The organism is Moorena sp. SIO4E2, assembly GCF_010671945.1.
Lineage (GTDB): Bacteria > Cyanobacteriota > Cyanobacteriia > Cyanobacteriales > Coleofasciculaceae > Moorena > Moorena producens.
The window spans coordinates 1-5002 of record NZ_JAAHIE010000516.1 but is presented as its reverse complement, the minus strand read 5'-3'; the positions used below and the strand labels follow the sequence as shown (position 1 = coordinate 5002).

The window sequence follows — 5002 nt, the reverse complement described above, 5'->3', positions numbered from 1 at the left end:
TGAAAAGCAGAATCAGGGGAATTACCATACTGAACTGATAAATTTACCTGTCTGCACCAATTGACCAAGCTCAGTTGATTAATTGCTATGAACGCAGGACCAAATAAGTAATTCATGATCCTGATAGCTGCTAGTTTATGGGTATCTGACATCTGGGGTGAGTCGATTAGCTTCTCGGCTTTCCTACCTGCTAATGCTAATTTGATCTGCTCTATCTCTCGCGTTAGATCTCTTTGGTTAGGTCGTTCCGGTAATTCCACTCCAAGTAATTTCAAAACTTCTAGGGCAATTTTGATCGCTTCTAGAAATTTTCTTTGAGCACAATAGGCTTGCATTTTGACTTCATAGACTTTTCCTTTGTCTAACAGTGTTTGGGCTTTTTGCAAGACTATCTCAGTCAAGGGCTCCATTTGGTCGTAGTTGGCAATTGTATAAGCTGCTTCTGCTGCCTCCACATACAAATCTAAGCTGAGGTTATACTGCTGCGACCAACTCTGGTTACCTAACAAACTTAAGCCGGTCTGGAGATAATTCAAAGCCGGTTGACGAGCAGCTGAGGATTTTGCTTTTTTGCCTGCCCGCAGATTTAATCGAGCTAACTCATCTCGCTCTGTTTGTCCCTCAATTAGCTCCCGACCTTTGTTCAATTGGTTAACAATCTCAAACAGCTTCTGTTCAGATTCTTCAGAGGATGTATTTTGCAGTAACAACTTGCCAATGCCCAGATGTACTGCTTGGGTATCTGCTTTGGGAATCAGCGAGTAAACTGCTTGCTGGATGCGGTCGTGGGCAAATTTGTATTCTACAACTAACTGATTTGACAACCCTTCGATATCAAGTTCCACCAACTGGTAGGCATAGCTAAGGGGTACAATTAGACCAGATTGGAGTGCTGACCGTAAATCAGTTGCAGTTTCCCCTATAGATTTTTCATATATCACTGCCAGTGTTTTCAGCTCAAACTGGTTCCCTATGCAAGCTGCTAATTTTAATAAGGCTTGAGTTTGTGTGGGTAAGTCTTTAACTTTTTTAGTCATCAACTCCACCACATTATCTGTAAGTTCTTGCGCTTTTATTTGCTCTATATCCCACTCCCATTTCTGAGAATGATAGTTAAAATAAAACCAACCTTCAGAATACAGATATTTTATAAACTCATTGATGAAAAACGGATTTGCACCAGTTTTTTCCTGTATCAATTGGGCAATAGGTTTGGCAGTTATTGAATCTACAAAAAAGGTATCAACGATCAGTTGGGTAACATCAGTTAAGGCTAAGGGGGGAAGTAGTATTCTCTTAATTGTTACCCTGGCTTTTTCAAGCTGTTCCAAACTTTGAAGCAGCGGATGTGCTTCGTTTACTTCATTATCCCGATATGCCCCAATGAAAAATAGATATTTATTATCTGCTGCTGTCATCAGGAGTTGAATTAATTCCAGGGAAGCTCTATCTGCCCACTGTAAGTCGTCAAGGAAAATGACTAACGGATGTTCCGGTTGAGTGAATATCTTAATAAATTTTTGAAAAACAAAATTAAAGCGATTCTGGAGTTCTGTTGGCGGAAGCTCTGGGACAGGTGGTTGTGGACCAATAATCAGTTCGACTTCAGGAATAACTTCAATGATTACCTGTCCATTTTCCCCTAATTCAAGTTGCACCTTCTCTCGCCAATTGTTAATCTCTGCCTCACTTTCGGTGAGTAACTGTTGTACTAATGACCGAAATGCCTGAATTAAGGAAGCGTAAGGAATATTTCGTTGAAACTGGTCAAACTTACCAGAAATAAAATAGCCATGTTGCCGAGTCAGTGGCTTATATACCTCCTGTATTAATACTGACTTGCCAATACCAGAATACCCCGAAACCAGCATCATTTCACTAGCTCCTTGGCTGACTCGATCAAAAGCAGCTAATAGGGTAGAAATCTCCTGTTCTCGTCCATACAGTTTTTGTGGTATTTGAAATTGATCGGAAACCTTGTGCTGATCGATTAGCAAAGTATCAATTTGCCCTTTGGTTTGCCACTGTCTGAAACATTCTTCTAAATCTGCCTTGATCCGATAGGCTGATAGATAGCGTTCTTCAGCATTTTTCGCCATCAATTTGAACAATAGCGCTGAAATAATTGGTGGAATATCTGGTTTGATTTCCTGTGGTGGTGTCGGTTGTTTAGCAATATGACAATGGACTAATTCCAAAACATCATTGCTGGGGAAGGGTAACTGTCCCGTCAGCAATTCATAAAAGGTCACCCCCAGGGAGTAAAAATCAGTGCGGTAATCGATGGCTCGATTCATTCGACCCGTTTGTTCTGGGGAAATATAAGCTAGGGTTCCTTCTAATACATTCGGGTTGCGAAAGGTTGATATTTCTCGCGACAGTGTGGTTGAAATACCAAAATCAATTAGCTTAAGCTTACCAGTATTCTGATTTAAGATAATATTTGATGGGTTAATATCTTTGTGAATAATATGCTGCTGGTGAACCTGACCGAGAATGTCAACAATCTCAATGGCCAGGTGGAGAAACTCAGCAATTGTGAATTCCTGCTTCGGAATTATCCGATTGAGAGATTCGCCCCCAAAATCTTCTAACACCATCACCCAGTTAGTTTCTAGCTTTTCCCAGCTGTAAACATCGATTACACCGGGTAAGTTAATAGTTTGGGTTGTTTCATACTCTCGCTTGAACCAAGCAATCCTTTCAGGGGAAGGATAAGCCTGTTTGAGCATTTTAACGATAACAGGTTGGTGATCTGCTCGCCGATTTCCGCGATAGACTAGGGAGTTGGTGCTCTCATGGAGTTTTTCCGTAACTTGGTAACCTGATAAATCGCGCATACTTACCTCCTTGAAAGGAGTTTTTATTATAAAAAACCGCAACCAGTGCGGTTTGAGCTGATTAAATAATAATCCATTTGCCGAATTGTATAAAGTTATGAGTGATTTAAAATCAACTACCCCACCTAACCTAACCGTTAGGTGGGGCTTCTAGGGAATTGAGCTAAAACTCAGAGAATCGAGCTTGATGAAACCTCTCTACACCAAATTCTAGTTAAAGTTAGGTGTGGGTTCTTCTGATGGAGAAGGGTCTGGATCTGGTATGGGAAAAGGGTCTGGATCTGGCAAGGGGTCCGGACCAGGATCAGAAGTGGTAACGGCAAGTGGAACTTGTTTGTCTGCAAATAATGCTGCAATTTTAGCAGGTTCTTTGCTGATTATCGCCGTCTGCTCTGCTTCAGATAAACCCACTTCGTCCATTACGGAACTGGGGTTATTGATGAAAACACTTTGTTTCTTGGGGTCAAGGGCCAAATCTGTTAATAAATTAAATAGTTTACTCATGACGTAATCCTGCAAATGTTTAACGTAGTTACCAAAAATGCCAACTAATTGTCGCTTATCTTCCTCAATAAATTTTATTTATTTAAAATTGACCAAATCTTGCTGGATTGATTCAATATTTTTGGTCGATCTTTATCCAAAATTACTGGAGTTTGATAAATCCTTTCCAGGGTGTACCAATAATTAACCATATAGGAAATATCTCGATAAATTTTTGAGGTACCAAGAATAGTTGGATCTTCCTCCTGCAAAATAGAACTTAAATCATTAAGTAAGAAAAGAACATTGCTGCATGTCTCCGTCAGTGCAAAGTTTTTCCATAGCCATGGTTTTGCCTTCTCTAGATTAGGGTCTTTACTAGGGTTATCTATCACATCATTCAGAACAAGCTTTGTTAATACATGTTGCTTAGCATCATTCTCGTCTATTACCTTTTTTATTTCATCCCGAGTATATTTCCTAGCACTAAGTTGATATCGCAATACCGTTTCACAGAGTTGAGAAAACTTTGAATATACGTCCTCCTTTAATGTATTGAATCTTTTGATAATATCAGCAAGGCTTTCTGATTTTTCTTGCTTTTGCTTAGCTTCAATTACGATGAGGATTAGGCGAGCAATTAAGTCACCTTGCTGAACCGTCCAGGCTTTTTTTGCATAAGCGATCGCTCTACCGTAGAATCTCTCTTTTTTTCCTTGGTCTTGTTTTTTCTTCGTTAAATAAAAACATATCAATGCATGTTCATGAAGATTTATCCTCCTGCTTTCTAAGAATGATACAGGAGAAGAAGAATACTGTAAAACTTCAGATTCCTGAGCTATTACTGTTTCTACTTCTAAATCCCAGTATGAATCCTCGTATTCTTGAGCCAATCTGTAAACTGTTGCTCGCATACCCCAAGCCCAGGTATACGTGGGGATAAGTTCAAGGGCTCTGTTAAGATAATGCAATGCATTTTCTTTACTTTCTTCATCTACTATTTTATTTTTCAGATCTTCTATTATTTTATCTTTCCGATATTCTGGATTACCTTTTTCCTCTTTTTGATCTATCCCTGAATCTTTTATATTGCGAATCATCTTCAGGCGGTAGATTGCTCCCAAATGAGCTAATGCCCACGCATAGTTGTTTTTTTCTGGTAATTCATTACCAAGCGCTGCTTGGAAATGTTCTATAGCTAACTCAACATATTCTTCCTGACGATCTTCAATAATTGCCAACAGACGATAGGTTTCACCTAGCTGTGCATGAGCCCAGAGATACTTACGATTCTTTTCGATGGCTTTTTTTAAGTATTTTCTCGCCTTATGATAATCCATCAACTGGTGGTAAGTTATTCCTAGGTGGGCATTGACCCAAGCATTGTCTGGATACTTAATTTGGAGTTCTTCAAAAATCTCGATCGCCTGTTCATAGTCCCCTGACATGCGAAAAGTTTCTGCTCTTTGGGCATCCATCTTATCCTTGTAATCCATCTTCCTAAAATTCCTCCTTAACTGTTATTTGACACTTAATTCCTTGAGGTTTGTTATCTCAAAAGCTTAACTAGCGAGTAATGCTTGAGTTCTCGGATCATCTCGCCACTCCATCCAAGCTGGGTCGTGACCGACTAACTCAATGGCTTCATCATTAATAGGAATAGCTTCTTCTAGATATTC

At 39.6% G+C, this 5002-nt stretch carries 3 protein-coding genes; all 3 read right to left on the bottom strand.

Annotation, left to right across the window (positions count from 1 at the left end; translation table 11 throughout):
- On the bottom strand, positions 1-2840 hold a 2840-nt coding region (locus F6K37_RS31945; RefSeq protein WP_287254606.1), incomplete at its 3' end, for an ATP-binding protein.
- 210 nt (positions 2841-3050) lie between these two features.
- Positions 3051-3344, bottom strand: a complete 294-nt coding sequence (locus F6K37_RS31940; RefSeq protein ID WP_287254604.1) for a hypothetical protein — start codon at positions 3342-3344, stop codon at positions 3051-3053.
- Positions 3345-3418: 74 nt separating this feature from the next.
- Entirely contained in the window at positions 3419-4819 is a 1401-nt protein-coding gene (locus F6K37_RS31935) for a tetratricopeptide repeat protein (RefSeq protein ID WP_287254601.1), read from the bottom strand.
- Positions 4820-5002 lie beyond the last annotated feature (183 nt).